Origin of the sequence: Pusillimonas caeni, from assembly GCF_003545815.1 — a bacterium.
Taxonomy (GTDB): domain Bacteria; phylum Pseudomonadota; class Gammaproteobacteria; order Burkholderiales; family Burkholderiaceae_B; genus Pusillimonas; species Pusillimonas caeni.
In genome coordinates this window covers 604,589-620,207 of sequence record NZ_PDUW01000001.1, presented here as the reverse complement: position 1 = coordinate 620,207, position 15,619 = coordinate 604,589, and the positions used below count along the sequence as shown (strand labels likewise).

At 59.8% G+C, this 15,619-nt stretch carries 17 protein-coding genes; 9 read left to right on the top strand and 8 right to left on the bottom strand.

The window, feature by feature from the left end; all coding sequences use genetic code 11:
* Position 1: 1 nt before the first annotated feature.
* Positions 2-1,390, top strand: coding sequence for an MFS transporter (locus CSC67_RS02900; RefSeq protein WP_118992994.1), 1,389 nt, complete (start codon positions 2-4; stop codon positions 1,388-1,390).
* A gap of 8 nt (positions 1,391-1,398) precedes the next feature.
* On the top strand, positions 1,399-2,472 hold the full coding sequence (locus CSC67_RS02895; RefSeq protein ID WP_118993187.1) for a glycosyltransferase family 4 protein: 1,074 nt from the start codon (positions 1,399-1,401) through the stop codon (positions 2,470-2,472).
* 40 nt (positions 2,473-2,512) lie between these two features.
* Here CSC67_RS02895 and CSC67_RS02890 read toward each other — a convergent pair whose 3' ends face one another.
* Positions 2,513-3,001, bottom strand: coding sequence for an Lrp/AsnC family transcriptional regulator (locus CSC67_RS02890; protein ID WP_118992993.1), 489 nt, complete (start codon positions 2,999-3,001; stop codon positions 2,513-2,515).
* Positions 3,002-3,151: 150 nt separating this feature from the next.
* On the opposite strand from CSC67_RS02890, the gene glmS reads away from it, so the two are divergent.
* Positions 3,152-4,984 (top strand): glutamine--fructose-6-phosphate transaminase (isomerizing), encoded by a 1,833-nt coding sequence (glmS, locus tag CSC67_RS02885; protein ID WP_118992992.1) that lies wholly within the window; start codon positions 3,152-3,154, stop codon positions 4,982-4,984.
* Positions 4,985-5,021: 37 nt separating this feature from the next.
* On the top strand, positions 5,022-5,945 hold the full coding sequence (locus tag CSC67_RS02880) for an alpha/beta fold hydrolase (RefSeq protein WP_118992991.1): 924 nt from the start codon (positions 5,022-5,024) through the stop codon (positions 5,943-5,945).
* A gap of 13 nt (positions 5,946-5,958) precedes the next feature.
* Here CSC67_RS02880 and CSC67_RS02875 read toward each other — a convergent pair whose 3' ends face one another.
* The 3 genes from CSC67_RS02875 to CSC67_RS02865 form a co-directional block, all read right to left on the bottom strand.
* Positions 5,959-6,606, bottom strand: coding sequence for an ATPase (locus CSC67_RS02875; protein WP_118992990.1), 648 nt, complete (start codon positions 6,604-6,606; stop codon positions 5,959-5,961).
* Positions 6,606-6,959, bottom strand: a complete 354-nt coding sequence (locus CSC67_RS02870; protein ID WP_118992989.1) for a type II toxin-antitoxin system prevent-host-death family antitoxin — start codon at positions 6,957-6,959, stop codon at positions 6,606-6,608. The genes CSC67_RS02875 and CSC67_RS02870 overlap by 1 nt, the downstream gene beginning before the upstream one ends.
* Positions 6,960-7,117: 158 nt before the next feature.
* Positions 7,118-7,918 (bottom strand): IclR family transcriptional regulator, encoded by an 801-nt coding sequence (locus tag CSC67_RS02865; RefSeq protein WP_167752732.1) that lies wholly within the window; start codon positions 7,916-7,918, stop codon positions 7,118-7,120.
* 183 nt (positions 7,919-8,101) lie between these two features.
* Between CSC67_RS02865 and CSC67_RS02860 the strand changes: the two genes are divergently transcribed.
* Positions 8,102-9,112 carry an ABC transporter substrate-binding protein gene (locus CSC67_RS02860; RefSeq protein ID WP_118992987.1) on the top strand — a complete coding sequence of 337 codons (1,011 nt, stop codon included), beginning with the start codon at positions 8,102-8,104 and terminating at the stop codon, positions 9,110-9,112.
* A 16-nt stretch (positions 9,113-9,128) separates the two neighbouring features.
* The gene (locus CSC67_RS02855; RefSeq protein WP_118992986.1) at positions 9,129-9,944 is read left to right on the top strand and encodes a TauD/TfdA dioxygenase family protein; all 816 of its coding nucleotides are present in this window, start codon (positions 9,129-9,131) and stop codon (positions 9,942-9,944) included.
* Positions 9,945-10,079: 135 nt separating this feature from the next.
* Here the strand turns inward: CSC67_RS02855 and CSC67_RS02850 are convergent, their stop codons facing one another.
* Positions 10,080-10,319 (bottom strand): type II toxin-antitoxin system RelE/ParE family toxin, encoded by a 240-nt coding sequence (locus tag CSC67_RS02850; RefSeq protein ID WP_245220112.1) that lies wholly within the window; start codon positions 10,317-10,319, stop codon positions 10,080-10,082.
* A 50-nt stretch (positions 10,320-10,369) separates the two neighbouring features.
* Entirely contained in the window at positions 10,370-10,615 is a 246-nt protein-coding gene (locus CSC67_RS02845; RefSeq protein WP_118992984.1) for a type II toxin-antitoxin system ParD family antitoxin, read from the bottom strand.
* Between the two features lie 192 nt (positions 10,616-10,807).
* On the opposite strand from CSC67_RS02845, the gene CSC67_RS02840 reads away from it, so the two are divergent.
* Positions 10,808-11,455, top strand: a complete 648-nt coding sequence (locus CSC67_RS02840) for a VOC family protein (RefSeq protein WP_280812609.1) — start codon at positions 10,808-10,810, stop codon at positions 11,453-11,455.
* A gap of 33 nt (positions 11,456-11,488) precedes the next feature.
* Entirely contained in the window at positions 11,489-12,106 is a 618-nt protein-coding gene (locus CSC67_RS02835; RefSeq protein ID WP_118992982.1) for a pseudouridine synthase, read from the top strand.
* A gap of 33 nt (positions 12,107-12,139) precedes the next feature.
* Here CSC67_RS02835 and CSC67_RS02830 read toward each other — a convergent pair whose 3' ends face one another.
* Positions 12,140-13,318 (bottom strand): ABC transporter substrate-binding protein, encoded by a 1,179-nt coding sequence (locus CSC67_RS02830; RefSeq protein WP_167752731.1) that lies wholly within the window; start codon positions 13,316-13,318, stop codon positions 12,140-12,142.
* 198 nt (positions 13,319-13,516) lie between these two features.
* On the opposite strand from CSC67_RS02830, the gene CSC67_RS02825 reads away from it, so the two are divergent.
* Positions 13,517-14,602, top strand: a complete 1,086-nt coding sequence (locus CSC67_RS02825) for an aromatic ring-hydroxylating oxygenase subunit alpha (protein WP_118992980.1) — start codon at positions 13,517-13,519, stop codon at positions 14,600-14,602.
* Positions 14,603-14,634: 32 nt separating this feature from the next.
* On the opposite strand, the gene CSC67_RS02820 is transcribed toward CSC67_RS02825, so the two are convergent.
* A complete protein-coding gene (locus CSC67_RS02820; RefSeq protein WP_167752730.1) occupies positions 14,635-15,468 on the bottom strand; it encodes an IclR family transcriptional regulator in 834 nt (277 codons plus the stop codon).
* Between the last annotated feature and the right edge of the window lie 151 nt (positions 15,469-15,619).

Sequence of the window (15,619 nt, the reverse complement as noted above, 5' to 3'; positions counted from 1 at the left end):
CGTGCAATCGACCGAGCAGCAGCCGCGCGAGGCCTCCCATCCGGACGGCCTCGAGGCGCCCCGGCGTTACTGGGCGGTAGCGACCATACTTGTCGGCATCCTGTTCAGTTCGCTGGACATGACCATGGTCAACGTGGCCCTGCCCACCATGGCCAAAGACCTCGGCATCGACCCGGGCCTGGTAGTCTGGCTGGTCATCGCCTACAGCCTGGTGGTGGTCGTGACCCTGCTGCCGTTTTCGGTGATCAGCGAGCGCCTCGGCTCGCAGCGCATGTATCTGCTGGGCGTCCTGGTGTGCATGTTCTCGGCCATTGCGTGCGCGCTCTCCACCACCTTCATGGGCCTGCTGCTGTCACGCATTTGCCAGGCGGTGGGCACCTCCATGCTGATGTGTCTGTTCGGCGGGCTGGTGCGCAACACCTACCCCATGCGCATGATGGGCTTCGGCATCAGCCTGAACTCGCTCATGGTCGGCTCGACCATGGTCATCGGCCCCAGCATCGGCGCATTCATCCTGCAATACGCCGACTGGCAGTGGATCTTCATTTCCTACGTGCCCCTGTGTGTCGCGGCGGCGTTCGGAGCGCGCTTCCTGCCCGACATGCCGCGCATCAAGAGGCCTTTCGACTGGATCAGCTGCATACTCAGCGTGCTGGCCCTGGGCCTGTTCATCAGCGGCCTGGACATGCTGGTGCACGCTCCCTGGAAAGCCTTGCTCTTTCTGGCTGTTGCCAGCGCATGCGCCGTGGCGCTCGTGCGCCGCTCATGGGACCAGACCGCGCCGCTGGTGCCGATCGACCTGCTGCGCATCAAGCCCGTGGCGTTCGCGGTGGGCGCCTCGGCTTTTTCCTTTGCCTCGCAGATGAGCTCCTTCGTGGCGCTGCCCTTTTATTACCTCAACGTCGTGAACTATAGTTATTCCGACGTCGGCATATTGTTGGGCGTGTGGTCGTTCGGCACGGCGGCTATGGCACCCCTCTCCGGCTTCTTGTCGGACCGCTTCAGGGTCGCGGTGCTGTGCGCCATCGGCGCTGCATGCATGGCGGCGGGGCTGGGCTGGATCAGCGTGCTGGCCGTCGATGCGGATTTCGCGTGGTACGCGGCGGCCATGCTGATGGGCGGCGTGGGCTTCGGTTTTTTCCAAAGCCCCAACAACCGCGCGCTGCTCACCGGCGGGCCTCGTCGCCGCAGCGGCGCCGCCGGCGCCTTGCAGGCGACGACGCGGGTGTTCGGCCAGAGCCTGGGCACGGCCCTGGTCGCCATCGCCTTCAATCTCAGTGTGGCGCATGGCGCCACGCTTGCCATCGTGATTTCGGCGCTTTGCGCCCTGGGTGCCCTGGTGGTCAACATCGTCCGTTATTTCAGTCCGGTGCCGGACAGCGAGCTTTGAAATCGGCCATGCGCATACTGCAACTGAACTTCGAGCGGGGCTGGCGGGGAGGCGAGCGCCAGACGCTGTTGTGCCTGCGGCACTTTCGCGCCGCGGGCCATCATGCAGCCCTGTTGGCGCGCCGCGGCGAACCCTTGGCGCGCGCCGCCCGGGACGAGGGCTTTGAGGTTCACGAGGCGGAGAACGCTTTTTCACTGTGCGGCAGGCTGCTCGGCATCGCCCGCCGGTACGACATTCTGCATGCGCAGACCGCCAACACCCTGACCTGGCTGGCGCTGCTCAAGCCCATCTTGCGCCGGCCCATCATCTTTACCCGGCGCACCGCCTTTCCCGTCTCCGACAAGAAACAGGACAAGACCCGCTGGAAGTGGCGGCGCGCCGACCTGCTGGCCGCCATCAGCGAAGCAGCGGCCGCCGAGCCGCGCCGGCTGGGACTGCCGGTGGCCGTGATTCCCAGCGCCATCGAGGCCAGGCCCTTCGATATCGACCGGGCGCGCGCCTTCTCCGCACAATTCGACCTGCAGGGGCGCAAGGTAATCGCCACGGTTGCCGCCCTGACGCGCGAGAAAGACCCCTGCACGCTGGTGCGCGCGGTCCATGCCCTGCGCCGGACCCGGAACGATTTCGTCTTCCTGCACCTGGGCGCGGGAGGGGACGCCGAGCAGGCGGCGCGCAGCCTGGCGGCTCAATTGGGCGTGCAGGACTGCTACCTTTTTGCCGGCTTTCAGCAAGGCGTGGAAGACATCTATCGCTTGATGGACGTCTTTGTATTGGCCTCGACCCACGAAGCGCTGGGCACCAGCGTGCTGGACGCTTTCCTGTATTCCGTGCCGGTCGTGTCCACCAATGCGGGGGGGCTGGCCGAAGTGCTGGGCGACGGCCGGGGCCTGCTGTGCGAGGTGGGCGACCACGAGGAACTGGCCCGGGCCATGGGGCGCGTATTGGGCGACGCCGCGCTGCGCAGCGAGATGGTCCAGAAGGCGCATGCCTTCGTGCTCGAACAGCACGACCCGCGCCGCATGGCGCACCGTTATCTGGACGCCTATCAGGCGGTGTTGACGCGCTTCGAAGCCAGGGGCTGAAGCCGGCCGGGCCGCGCGGCACCGCCCGCCGCCGCTGCTGCTAGCGGTTTTGTTCGGCGGCGGCCGTAACCGGCGTGCGTGTCTCGAACTTGCTGCGATGAATGGAAAAGAACGTACGCACGTTGCGCACATTGGCGTCGGACGTGAAGGCGCGGTGCGCCATGTCGTGGTACGCGGGCATGTCCGCCACTTGCGCGATCAAGACGAAGTCCGGCCCTTGCGACACCCTGTAGCACTGCAGAATGGCCGGCTCGGCCACCGCCCTTTCTTCGAAAGCGTGCAAGGCTTCGGCGGTTTGCACGTCCAGCGTCACTTCGATGATGGCGGTCAGCGTATTGCCCAGCTTTTGCGGATTGACGATGGCGACCTGTTTTTCTATCACTCCCGTCTCATGCAGGCGGCGCACGCGACGCAGGCAGGTGGGGGGCGAAGCATGCACACGCTGCGCCAATTCCTGGTTGGTGATGGCGCTGTCCGTCTGCAACTGCTCGAGAATGCGCCGGTCCAAATCATCCAGCGAGTTTTCCATATATTAAAATATCGGCGATTATGTGAAAGTTAATTAAGTATGCCACACATCCCGAAATAAAAATGCATTTCGCATAAAAATAAGAAATCTTATTTCCCGCTTGCTTGAGCACAATAGCCTTTGTTGTGCAAATTTCAGGAGTTCAAAGCTATGTGTGGAATCGTCGGCGCAGTCGCGCAGCGTGATGTAACCCCCATTCTGGTCGAGGGCCTCAAGCGCCTCGAATACCGCGGCTACGATTCCTGCGGCGTGGCGGTGTACGCCGACGGCGGGCTGCGCCGTACGCGCAGCACCCAGCGCGTGGCCGAGCTCGAGCGCGAAATCCAGCAAGAGAAGCTCGCCGGCTTCACCGGCATCGCCCATACCCGCTGGGCCACCCATGGCGCGCCGGCCACCCACAACGCCCATCCCCATTTCTCGGGCCAGGGCCGCGGCGAGCCGCGCATCGCGCTGGTCCACAACGGCATCATCGAGAACCACGACGAACTGCGCAGCGAGCTGCGCGCCGCCGGGTACGAGTTCGAAAGCCAGACCGACACCGAAGTCATCGCCCACCTGATCGACCACTGCTACGACGGCGACCTTTTCGCCGCCGTGCGGCAGGCCACGCAGCGCCTTGAAGGCGCCTATGCCATCGCCGTCTTCTGCCGCGACGAACCCCACCGCGTCGTCGGCGCGCGCCAAGGCTCGCCGCTGGTGGTCGGACGCGGCCGGGACGAGAACTTCCTGGCCTCCGACGCCCTGGCGCTGGCCGGCACCACCGACCAGATCATCTATCTGGAGGACGGCGACGTGGTCGACCTGCAGCTGGCGCGCGTCTGGATCGTCGACGCCGAAGGACGCCAGGTCGAGCGCGCCGTGCACACCGTGCATTCGCACACCGCCGCCGCCGAGCTGGGGCCTTATCGCCACTACATGCAGAAAGAGATCTTCGAACAGCCTCGTGCCGTGGGCGACACCCTGCAGGACATCGAATCCATCACCCCCGAGCTGTTCGGCGACGACGCCTACAAGGTCTTCAAGGAAATCGACAACCTGCTGATCCTGGCCTGCGGCACCAGCTACTACGCCGGCTTGACCGCCAAGTACTGGATCGAGTCCATCGCCAAGATACCCGTCAACGTCGAAATCGCCAGCGAATACCGCTATCGCGACAGCGTGCCCAACCCGCGCAGCCTGGTGGTGACCATTTCGCAATCGGGCGAAACCGCGGACACCCTGGCCGCGCTCAAGCACGCCCGCAGCCTGGGCATGGAGCAGACCCTGACCATCTGCAACGTCTCCACCAGCGCCATGGTGCGCGAATGCAAGCTCAACTACATCACCCGCGCCGGCGTCGAGATCGGCGTCGCCTCCACCAAGGCCTTCACCACCCAGCTTACCGCCTTGTACCTGTTGACCCTGGCCCTGGCCGAGACCAAAGGGCGGCTCACCGACGAGCAGGAGGCCGAAGGCCTGAAGGCCCTGCGCCACCTGCCCGTCGCCATACAGGCCGTGCTGGCCCTCGAGCCCCAGATCATGGCCTGGGCCGACCGCTTCGCCGCCAAGGAAAACGCCCTGTTCCTGGGACGCGGCATGCACTACCCCATCGCCCTCGAGGGCGCCCTCAAGCTCAAGGAAATCAGCTACATCCACGCCGAAGCCTATCCCGCCGGCGAACTCAAGCACGGCCCCCTGGCCCTGGTCACCGAGCACATGCCCGTCGTCACCATCGCCCCGCGCGACGAACTGCTGGAAAAGCTCAAGTCCAACATGCAGGAAGTGCGCGCCCGCGGCGGCGAGCTGTACGTGTTCGCCGACGCCGACACCAGGATCACCAGCGAAGAAGGCATGCACGTCATTCGCATGCCCGAGCACTACGGCAAGCTGTCGCCGCTGCTGCATACGATACCGCTGCAGTTGCTGGCTTATCACACGGCGTGCGCGCGGGGGACTGATGTGGACAAGCCGCGGAACCTGGCCAAGAGTGTGACGGTGGAGTAGGGGGCAGGCTTTTATTGTGAAGGGTTAACATGACTGCATGAGCACAACAGCCTCCTATACTCCGCACAGGGCCAGCACGATCGAGCAAATTCAGATCAGAAATGATGTGTCGTATCGCCTTCGCCGCTGGCCGGCACAAGATAGAGCGGCGGTGCGCGCACCGCCGCTTCTTCTTGCGCATGGCTGGATGGATGTGGGCGCCTCTTTTCAGCGTTTCGTCGATACGTTGAGCACCGCGCGCGAGGTTGTTGCCATTGACTGGCGGGGCTTTGGAGGAAGCAGGGCGGCGCGGCCCAGCGACAGTTACTGGTTCTACGATTATTACGCTGATCTCGACGCGGTCATTGACCATATCTCGCCGAATGCGCCGATTGACCTTCTGGGTCACAGCATGGGCGGCAATATCGCGATGATTTATGCGGGAACGTGCCCCGGGCGTATTCAGCGCCTGATCAATGTCGAAGGGTTCGGGCTGGCACGAACATCACCTTCTGACGCGCCGGGCAGGCTGGCCCGCTGGCTTTCAGAACTGAAGACGCCGGTTTCGATACGCACATTTGCCAGCGTGCAAGAGGTCGCGGTCCACCTGATGAAACGCAGCCCCCACATGGAAGAAGGGTTTGCCCTGTGGCTCGCGGGGGAATGGGCTGAATGCAAAGCAGACGGGCGCTGGCACGTGATGGCGGATGCGGTGCACAAACGCGTGAACCCGATACTTTACCGCTGTGATGAGGTGCTTGCAGCCTGGGAAAACATTCAAGCCAGCGTGCTATGGGTGGAAGGGGACAAACCGGAACAAACTCCGCTGAGTTCCGAACGCTATTCGCGGGAAGAATTCGAAGCGCGCCTGGGCAGGCTAAAGACCCTGAAGCGGCTGCGCATTAATGAATGCGGGCACATGGTTCACCTGGAGCAGCCAGGAAAGCTGGCTCAGGCCGTGGAAAGTTTCCTGGGTGACTGAACCTTGCGGGTCATTACAGCGATGCTCCCGGATCCAGCTCAAAGGCTACTTCAAGCACCGGCTTGGCCCATTCCGGCGTATCGGCGGCTTCGGCAAGTGTTGCTGGATAAAGGCGCTTGACCGCGCACATTTCCAGGAGCAGCGTCGGCTCGCCGATTGCCGTTCCTGGTTCATAGTGGATACTGTTGTCGTACACGCGCAGATGCGTTAACGACGGCATCAGGACAATCAGGTTTTTCAAGGAAGACGTCCAGCGCTGATGCACCTTGGCTTCTGGGATGTCGTGACCGCCTTGCCGGACACGCAGCCTGATGCGATCGAGATGAAGCTGCGGATCGCGCAGCCCGCAATACCAGATCATGACGTCATGTGTTTCGCATGCTTGCAGCAAATACTGCGTGATGCTCTGTCCTCCCAGTGTGGTCTCGAACGCAAACGAGCTGCGCCTGGCAATGGCCTGCCGCAACCGACGCACACTCTCTTGCCAGGCTTCTATATTGGCCTGTTCTTGGGCAACCCCGTAATCGGACGCCAGTGCCCTGGCGAAATCATCGGGGTTGTACCAGGCCAGGCCTGCTTGGGTCAGCAAATGGCCGCCGATGGAGCTCTTGCCGGCGCCGTTGACGCCCGCCAGCACATACAAGACAGGCCTGTCCGGCATCAATAGGTTTCCCCGGCCTTGACCGTACCGCCCAATACTCCGGGATTGGCCATGAGGTCTCGTAGCCGATGCCCGGCATCAGGCGAATCAAGCGTTGCCAGTCGGGCATCGAACCGATCCCGGAGCGCTTGCAACGGATCATTGACCGCATTGGCAGCGGAGCGGGCGGCTTTGATGAGCCTGTCGTATTCCTGGGTAGACAGGATGACGGCCTCTGGCTCATTGTGATTGGTGACCACCAGCCGGCCCACGCCGCTTAGCGAGCGCATGACGCCCTTCCAGCCCTCGCGTTTAATGGTCGAGGCGGGCGCCGTCGGCAACTGGGAAAGAGCTTCGAATTGAGCAGACATCATGTTCTCCGTAAAAGGCCTATTTTATCCATTTTATCTAATTTGGCCTTTTTATGGGGCGTATCTATTCTTAGGAAGCTGTGTTTCCGGCTCCCGCATACTGCCTGCGGCCTGTTTTGACATCGCATGCGAGTCTCTCCACGTTATACGGTCGTCTGGAACTACGGCGAGGTGGTGAACCCCAATTTTTCCGAAATCTGCCGCGCCGCGGCGATTACATAACCAGATAACAGAGGTTCATTGCTCTGTGCGTCGGGCTCCAGGGTCGTGATGCTGACGGCGCCTGCCAACATGCCGGCTGCATCCAGGATGGGCGCCGCGATTGCCAGTACGTTCGGGTGCAAGGCTCCGACTGAACTGGCATAACCCTTTCTTTGGATCTCGGACAACTGATCCAACAGATCAGGCAGATCGATGTCCGTACCAGTGGTAACGAGCGCATCCGGTTCGAACAGCGCGTTCAGTTCCGTGGATGAAAGCTGCGAAAGCATGGCCAGCCCAATTGCCGACGCATGGGCCGGGGAGCGGTCGCCGATTTCCAAATAGTCGACCCCTCCTTCTTTGGCGGGCAGCCTGGACACATAAACCACTTCACGCTTGTCCAATACGGCGAGATGAACCGATGCGGCTGCAGTGCTTCGCAGTTGCTCGAGCTCTACGCGGGCAAGCTCGGGGAGCCCCAAAGTACGTAGATACGAGAATCCCAGCGACATGACTTTTGCCGCAGGTCGATAGTTCGGCACTTGGTCCACGCGTTCGATATAGCCTTCTACCTCCAACGTATGAACCAGGCGAAAAGCCACGCCGCGCGTCAGATTCAGGCGGCGGCTAATTTCTGCCAGGGGCAGCGGGGTTCTTGCCTCGGCCAGTAGATGCAGCGTCCGCAAGCCGCGCGCTAGCGCGACTGCCAAATAAATATCACTTTCCTGGGTATTCGCCGGGCTTGGGTTCGCTTTCGTCATGGGCATGTCGTCTCTCGTTTAACGTGATTCTACTTTAGAGCGGCAGATTTTTCTTAAACGACGTTTAATTTTTAATTGACTTGTGAAAGGCCAGCTTCCTATAATGATCTCAAATTCTTAAACAGCGTTTAAGAAATTTGAGATAACCCACTTTGAGTGTGGATCGAGAAATAGGAGACAAGAATGATCGAAGCGTTTTATCGCCGGCCGTCATGGGCAATAGCCCTTCTGACCGCCGCCGCACTGACCGTGCCGCTCACCGCCGGCGCAGAGGAAACATCCGGCGCTGTAGAAGAGGTCATGGTGCTTACCCCTGCGCCGCCTACATTGCCGGCCTTTGCTCCGTGGGTTATTGCGCAATCCCGCGGCTATTACGCGGATGAGGGCTTAAAGGTCAATTTGATGGCCGCCAATGGCGGCGCGGTTCAAGTAGCCAAGCAGGTAGGCGCTGGAATTGCCATTGCAGGCAGCTCCGTTGGCGACGCGCCGCTGTTCCTGCGCGCGAACGGCGTGCCCATCAAAGTGGTAGCAATGTTGGGAGGGCGTTCTTTGATGCGGGTGGTCGTCTCGGCGGACAACGAAGCAATTCAAACGCCCAAAGACCTGAAAGGCAAAACCATTACGACCAGCTCTTATACCGATTCGGTCTACTACAACTTTCTCGGCATGATGGCGCAGTACGGTGTTAAGAAGGGCGACATGAACATTCAAGCGGCCGGGCCCAACGGGATATGGAAACTATTCTCCACCGGTGACGCGGACGCCATGATCGCCGTGCCCGACAGTATGGCCTCCGCGGTGGAGGCGGGCGCTAACGTAAAGGTGTTCTACGCGGAAGATTACTTTCCCGGCCTGGCTCAGGCAATCGTCGCTTCCGATCAAGTGATAAAAGACCGTCCGGACTTAGTGAAAAAAATAGTGTCCGCCACTTTGCGCGCCATGAAAGACATCATGGACGACCCGGAGGCGCTCGCCAAGGAATTCATACAGGTGGTGCCCAGCTATGTGGGTAGAGAGTCTTACGTTTCTGAAGTCATCATGGCATACGCCAAGAATGTCTACCCGGGCCAGCAGGTGCTTGGCCAAATGGATGAGGAGCGCTTGCGGGCATTACAGGACTTCTATCTAAAAGAAGGCTTGCTCGAGAAGCGGATGCCTCTCTCAGATGTATACACCAACCAGTTTGTTGAATAGCCCTGTAGGAAAAAACATGTTGATTGAACATATGACGCCATCGATTGGCTCGGAAGTACGAGATTTGGATCTATCGGACAGCGCCGCCGTTTCCAGGCATGCTCAGGTACTGCGGGATGCTTTGGCTGAGCGTCAGGTGTTATTTTTTCGCGATCAGGACTTGACGCCTGACGCTCAAGTGGAATTTGCTCGAACATTTGGTGAAGTGCTTCCTGTCGCGTCCACTTTTCCCGTGCACCCGGATAATGCTTATTTAGAACTGCTCATCAGTAAAGGAAAAAAAACCGGCACCGACGTCTGGCATGCCGACTTAACATGGCAGCACAAGCCGCCTGCAGCCACTTGCCTATATGCTGTCGACGTGCCCGAGGCGGGAGGCGACACGATGTGGGCGAGCATGACAACGGCTTTCGAGTCGTTAAATCCGGCCATCCAGAAATACCTGGATGGAATGACGGCGGTTCATAGCTGGGAGGCGCCCGAAGTGATGCGGAGCGTGATGGACCAAGAAAACGGTATGCAGCGCTACCAAGAGCTGCGCATCAAGCATCCTCCTATCGATCAACCCGTGGTCTTGCCGCATCCGGTCACCGGACGCAAGCAGCTCTTCGTAAACTCTATATATACAACCTATATCAACGGCATGAGTCGCGACGAAAGCGCCCACTGGCTGGCATACTTGAGCGGTTTGGCTAAGGTCCCCGAATGGCAGGTGCGATTCAGGTGGCGCAAGGGTTCGGTGGCCGTGTGGGACAACATTGCAACACAGCATTATGCGGTCAATGATTATCATCCGGCCGCGCGGAGAATGCATCGCGTCACGATACGCTAGCTCATCTGCCCAGTAGACTCGGCTAATCGCTGGGCAGAGTGTCTTTATTGTTGGTTTCGTCGTTGGTTTGCGTGCGAGTAGAGTGTGGCCGGCCGATTACATCTCTAGCCTGTGGCCTATCGAGTACAGGGCGGCTTACAGATGCCTCTCGACATCCATGCGCCGATGCAAAATCCGTGTAACGTCCAACGCGTCGGATGTCACGCGGTAGAACACAATGTGGGAACCGACTGCGTACTGACAATACCCTTCCCGGACACTGCATATGCGGCCGGTTTTGGCATCGCCTGCGAGGTCCTCCATTGTGGCGACAAGGTCGCGTACATATTTATCGGCTTGCTCAAGAGGCCAGCGCTTGAAAGTGTAGAGCCAGATCTGCTCCAGGTCGGCTTCGGCCAGGGGCCTTAGTTTGATTTGGCGTTCTTTTAGCGGACATGCGAGGCGCGCATCCGCTTCAGGAAAGACTCCGCATCAAGAGGGACGGCGGCGCCGGAGTCTTCACCTGCTTTTAAAGCCTCTTGCAGTGCGCGAACCTGGTTTTCGTGGGATTCGAGCAGGCGCAGGCCTGCCCGTACCACCTCGCTGGCCGAGCCATAGCGTCCAGATGATATTTGGCTGTCGACGAATTCCACAAAGTGATCCCCCAAAGAGATGGACGTATTACGCGCCATAAAAGGCTCCTTCCAGCAAGGGCAATAATACCGATCTTACCAAAATTTGGTATAGCGGGAACTACTTGATCCATCCATTGCCCGGTTCACTGTCCAAACGCCCGCCGGCGTATTCATGTCCAGTCACTATGGTGGAAGGCCTTGCCCGGGTATATATTGTCAAAGCGATCCGCCCGCCATTGGCGGTTTTGAATATTCAAGTCAGGCAGTGTCGCTCCATCGCCCGGACCAAGGAGACAATTCATGAAAAAACTCACCATGGCTGCGGCTTGCGCCGCATTGATCTTGTGTGCGGCAAGCGCCGGCGCGGCCCAGGACAAAGGGATTCCCGGTGTGCGCGGCATCGATCACATCGGCTTCACCGTGCCCGATATTGAACAAGGAATCACGTTTTTTCGTGATGTGCTGGGGTGCGAGGAAGCGATGCGCTTTGGGCCCTTCAGCGACGATAAAGGATCTTTCATGGAGGATCTGGTCGATGTCCATCCGCGCGCCATCATCAAACAGATCGCAATGATGCGCTGCGGCCAAGGTTCGAATATTGAACTATTTCAATATAGTGCGCCGGACCAAAACACCAAGATGCCGCACAACAGCGATTACGGCGGTTTCCACATCGCCTTCTATGTCGAAGACATCAACGCGGCGGTAGAGAAGGCCAAGGCCCTTGGGCTGAAGACCTTCATGGGGCCGCTCAAGCTTGAAGAAGGCCCGGCCGCCGGCGAATCGATCAACTATGTGCTGACACCCTGGGGAGCGTATGTGGAATTGATCTCTTATCCGGACGGCATGGCCTACGAGAAAGACGCGAAGACTCGCTTGTGGGCGCCGGGTGAATAAATCGGCAGAAGCGGCGCCTGCGCTTGCGGTCCCATGAGCTTCAAGCATCAAACTCATCCGAAGCCCGGTCAAGCCCGGCCGATGCGCCAAGCCGCGCCCGCCAAACCCAGGCTCTTGATGTTGAACAAGCCCTTCGAAGTCCTGGCCCAGTTCAGCGATGACCAAGGGCGCGCCACACTCAAGGATTTTGTCGACGTTGCCGGCGTCTATCCCGCCGGACGCCTGGATCGGGATAGCGAAGGCCTGCTTCTGCTGACCAATGACGGCCGCCTGCAGGCGCGCATCTCGGATCCCCGGTACAAATTGGCCAAGACTTACTGGGTTCAAGTAGAAGGCCAGCCGAGCTCTGAGCAGCTGCAGTGCTTGCGTCGGGGAATTTTGCTGAAGGACGGGCCGACGCAGCCGGCCCAGGCCCGCTTGATCGATGAGCCGGACATCTGGCCTCGCAATCCGCCGGTAAGGTTTCGCAAGAGCATTCCGACCGCTTGGTTGGAATTGACGATACGCGAAGGCCGCAACCGGCAGGTGCGCAGAATGACCGCCGCTGTCGGCTTGCCCACGCTGCGCCTAGTGCGGATTCGAATAGGACCTTGGGGATTGGAGGGGCTGGCCCCCGGGCAATGGCGCGAGCTCGACGCGAATGTTATTTAAGACCGCGGTTCGAAACCGCGGCCTTTATCCGGTTCAGCCTTTGATATTGGTGCATTGGGCGCCGTAGGGGTCCTGGTGATTCTCCGCGACGGTTTCGCGGGTGACGAATCCCAGTTTTCCATCTTCACGCTTTACCGTTTCACGCAAGTAATAGTTCTGAATGGGCATGTGGTTCTTGCCCAGTTTGAAGTCCGGTCCGCGCACTGACTTGAAGTCGGCTTTCTGCACGGCCGCGCGCAAAGCATCGACGTCGTCCAGCTTGCCGTTGGTGGCGACCACGGCGCTGTTGATCAGCATCGCCGTGTCGTAGGCGCTGGCGGCATACTCGGACGGGTAATAGCCGTAGCGGTCGACGAACTTCTTGACGAATTTCTGGTTGGTTTCGAACGGCAGGTCCTCGACATACTGTGAGACGCCCAGCGTGCCTTCGGCCGAGTTGCCGATCGCCTGCAAGGTCGTGTGGTCGACCGAATACACCGAGTAAAGAGGTATTTCGCTGGTCAAGCCGGCTTGCGCCCATTGCTTGACGAAGTTGATGCCGTTGCCGCCGGGCATGAATACAAACACCGCAGCCGGTTTGGTAGCCCGGATCTGGCTCAATTCGGGTTGAAAGTCGGTTTGGGACAGTTGTGTGTAGACTTCATCCACCAGTTCTTTGCCCAGCCCGCGTTTCAGGCCGGCGATCATGTCGCGGCCCGCTTGATAGTTGGGCGCGAGGGCATACACGCTTTCCACGTTTTGTGCTTTCAGATAACGACCCAGCGCCTCGCTGGCGCCATCGTTCTGCTGGCCGACGCTGAAGAAGTTGGGCTGGCACTGCTCTCCGGCGAGGTTCGAGGGGCCGGCGTTCGAGCTGATCAGCAGCTTGTCGGCGTCCGTCACGGTCTTGAGCGAGGCCAGCAGCACATTCGAGAAGTTGAAGCCCGCCACGATGTCCACATCGTCGCGCTCGACCATGCGCTCTACGACGGTCTTGGCGATTTCCGGCTTCAGCTGGTCGTCGCCGTATTCGACCTTGACGTCCAGTCCCGCCATTTTGCCGCCCAGCTCTTCCACGGCAAGTTCGAAGGCATCCCGATAGTGTTTGCCCAGGATGGCGCTCGGGCCGGAGAAGGTGTTTACGTAGCCGATCTTGATTTCGTCAGCCAGCGCGGTTGTGCCTGTTGCCCCGAGAGCGGACGCCAGACAGAGAGCTGTCCATATCTTTTTCACCGTGTTCTCCTCCATCATTGTTGTAAACATGGTTGCATCGAAACAATAACATCAAATTATTTTGGCAAAAATTCAGTAATTTCCCTAGTTCTGAAAAGCAAATTTGAGATATAAAGTTGTATTGATTCAACAGTATTGAGATTATTGCGTGTTGGTAAGCCATGCCGTCCACGCCGTGCAATGTCACAGGAGCCCATCATGTTTGTGCGAAATGTCTGGTATGTCGCGGCTTTCGAGTCCGAGTTCGAACAACCGTTCGTTGCGCGGCGTTTGCTGAATGTCCCCGTCCTCATGTTCCGTACCTCTTCGGGGCGGCTGTCGGCCATGGACGACGCCTGTCCGCACCGTCTGCTGCCTTTGTCGCAGGGCAAGCGGGTGGGCGATGAAATCCGTTGCGGCTATCACGGCATGTGTTTTTCCGCGCAAGGGGAGTGCACGCATGTTCCCGGGCAAACCAATGTCCCGTCCGCCGCCAAGGTCAAGACGTATCCGCTCGAGCTGCGCCATGGCCTGGCATGGATATGGCTGGGCGACCAGACGCTGGCGGACCCCGATCTGATTCCTGACGTCCACTGGAACGGCAGCCCGGATTGGGCCGCCTCGCGTGGGTACCACAACATCGGCGCCAACTTTCGCCTGCTCAATGACAACCTGCTCGATCTAAGCCATGAAACCTATGTGCACGAGGACACCATCGGCAACGACGAGGAAGAGTCCATTGCCAACTATGCCGCCAACGTTACGGTAGAGGCCAACTGCTTGACTCGGGCGCATCGCGAAATGCCCAATATCGACGCACCGCCGTTTTTTGCGATGTCTCTCGGGGGCGCTTCCGTCATCAATCGATGGCAGTCCGCCATCAACCTGGTGCCGTCCATCAACCTCACTATCGTGGGGTTCCATCCGGTCGACCAGGATCGTTCCGGGGCGTTGATCGGCCATGTGCTGCATCTGCTGACCCCGGAGACAGAGACCAGCACGCACTACTTCTGGGCTTTCGTCCGCAACTACAAGATCGACGACCAGGCAATGACGGAATCGGTGCAGAAGGCCATTGCCGCAACGTTCGACCAGGACAAAGTCATTCTTGAGATTCAGCAGAGGCAGATGACGGAGCGCAATGTGGAAGTTCCGCTGGTCGCCATCAAGCTCGATCAGGCGCCGATACAAGCCCGTCGTCTGCTCGAGCAGCGATTAAAGGACGAAGCGGAAAATCCGGCGCACGTCATAGCCCCGCCCAAATTGGTTCCCGAGCATTCTTTCGCGCTGCTCGAAGAGGTGTAAGAGGGCAGGCAGGTCGTCCGGCTCGTTCGCTTTCAGCCGTCTTTCTCGGACCACCCCAGCTGCAGACTCAGCCGCTTTGTCAATTCAAGCAGGGCGTGCGCGGGGGTGTCTTCGTGCGTATCCTTCAAGGGGCCTACGGGCCCGACCACAGACAGCATGGCCACGGGCGTGCCCGCCCTGTCGAGCACCGGCGACGCAATGGCGGTGAACCCGGCCAACAGCCTGCCGGACGAGACCGACAGCCGAGTCGCCCGGATCTCTTCGCCCTGCGGGGTGCCCTGCATGGGAAAGTCGTCCACCAAAAGGCCCTGCCGGCGTTCGACCCGCAGAAGCGGTGCAATGACTGCCTTGGGAAGGAAGGCGGCGTAAGCACGTCCCATGGCAGAGGTTTGCAGGGGCAGGGCCGTTCCCACCCGGATTTCCAGCACAGTACGGTTGCGCCCGTCGACGCGATCGATGATGGTGGGCCCGTGGGTGCCCCAGACCGCAAGAAACACCGAAAAACCGAGCTGGTCGGCCAACTGCCGCATCTCGCTGCGCGCAAGGTTGACGACGTCGAATTTTTCAAGGGCTGCCAGCCCGAGGCGTAATGCCGCCGGCCCAAGGCTGTAGCGGCCGCTGGGCGCTTCCTGGGTGACCAAGCCCAACTCCAGGAAGCTGACCAGATAAAAGCGCAGCTTGCTGGCGGGCATGTTGCTGGCTTCGGCCAAATGCTTCAACCCGAGCGGCGTCGGCGATTCAGCCAGGCGATCCAGGATGTGGAAGCCAATGAGAATCGACTGAATCCCGCGGGGCTTAGTGGTTCGCGCGCTGTCTGGTGTCGAGTCTGGATTGTTTTGGCCTGTAAGCGAGACTTGTTCTGACATGGGTTGCCCATACACTTGATTCATTATCATAGTGTAACGGGGATGATCGGGGCTACTTAATGGCCGGTTTTTCAGGACGCATCTCTCCTGCGGGACAAAACCGCCCAATTTTCATCCCGTGCAGTCAGTCGTAGATTGCTTGCTTGCAAAC

Excerpts from the sequence above, each read along its gene's own strand:
- CSC67_RS02895 (WP_118993187.1), top strand. The coding sequence starts at position 1,399 with ATGCGCATACTGCAACTGAACTTCGAGCGGGGCTGGCGGGGAGGCGAG.
- CSC67_RS02890 (WP_118992993.1), bottom strand. The coding sequence starts at position 3,001 with ATGGAAAACTCGCTGGATGATTTGGACCGGCGCATTCTCGAGCAGTTG.
- glmS (WP_118992992.1), top strand. The coding sequence starts at position 3,152 with ATGTGTGGAATCGTCGGCGCAGTCGCGCAGCGTGATGTAACCCCCATT.
- CSC67_RS02880 (WP_118992991.1), top strand. The coding sequence starts at position 5,022 with ATGAGCACAACAGCCTCCTATACTCCGCACAGGGCCAGCACGATCGAG.
- CSC67_RS02875 (WP_118992990.1), bottom strand. The coding sequence starts at position 6,606 with ATGCCGGACAGGCCTGTCTTGTATGTGCTGGCGGGCGTCAACGGCGCC.
- CSC67_RS02870 (WP_118992989.1), bottom strand. The coding sequence starts at position 6,959 with ATGATGTCTGCTCAATTCGAAGCTCTTTCCCAGTTGCCGACGGCGCCC.
- CSC67_RS02865 (WP_167752732.1), bottom strand. The coding sequence starts at position 7,918 with ATGACGAAAGCGAACCCAAGCCCGGCGAATACCCAGGAAAGTGATATT.
- CSC67_RS02860 (WP_118992987.1), top strand. The coding sequence starts at position 8,102 with ATGATCGAAGCGTTTTATCGCCGGCCGTCATGGGCAATAGCCCTTCTG.
- CSC67_RS02855 (WP_118992986.1), top strand. The coding sequence starts at position 9,129 with ATGTTGATTGAACATATGACGCCATCGATTGGCTCGGAAGTACGAGAT.
- CSC67_RS02845 (WP_118992984.1), bottom strand. The coding sequence starts at position 10,615 with ATGGCGCGTAATACGTCCATCTCTTTGGGGGATCACTTTGTGGAATTC.
- CSC67_RS02835 (WP_118992982.1), top strand. The coding sequence starts at position 11,489 with ATGAGCTTCAAGCATCAAACTCATCCGAAGCCCGGTCAAGCCCGGCCG.
- CSC67_RS02825 (WP_118992980.1), top strand. The coding sequence starts at position 13,517 with ATGTTTGTGCGAAATGTCTGGTATGTCGCGGCTTTCGAGTCCGAGTTC.
- CSC67_RS02820 (WP_167752730.1), bottom strand. The coding sequence starts at position 15,468 with ATGTCAGAACAAGTCTCGCTTACAGGCCAAAACAATCCAGACTCGACA.